Here is a 483-nt window from a genome sequence, read left to right as displayed (position 1 = left end):
GACAATGGCAATTTTAAGATCATCGTGATGATCGAAGAAGCTTGCAAGCCCCATGATCGTTTTTTGCTGAGACGTGTGATATCCTGTCGACCCAATAGCAAACGAACTTGATTCCAGAATTATAATCTTTTAAATTAATGATGCTCCAATTCTAAATAAGCTCTTGGTGATTTTCAACTTTGTAGAAGAACCTCGTACGTTTCTTCTTCTTTCTCTCACCTTTTGAGCTGCCATCTATTTGGAGATCTGCAAATACTTCACTAGACATCTCATCCCCATTATTACTCAGCTAAGACAAGTCCCTTAAAAGGAACTTTGTACTTTTCAAAATAATCTTTTATCTTATGTAGTTCTGCGTATTTTGAATAATTTGTTTTTACGATTAAGCTTACACTTTCTAAAGAGCGAATAACTGGATAGAAGACCTCTTTCTTATTATCCATCTCCTTAAGATCAGGAAGATCCCAGAGCACGACATCTGAT

At 36.0% G+C, this 483-nt stretch carries 1 protein-coding gene; it reads right to left on the bottom strand.

Annotated features, from left to right (window positions below; translation table 11 throughout):
* Positions 1-281: 281 nt before the first annotated feature.
* Positions 282-483 (bottom strand): hypothetical protein (locus tag M901_RS00775; protein WP_021276243.1); only part of this gene is annotated, 202 nt, incomplete at its 5' end.

This window comes from Bacteriovorax sp. DB6_IX, assembly GCF_000447775.1.
Lineage (GTDB): Bacteria > Bdellovibrionota > Bacteriovoracia > Bacteriovoracales > Bacteriovoracaceae > Halobacteriovorax_A.
This window is presented reverse-complemented; position numbering and strand designations above follow the sequence as displayed.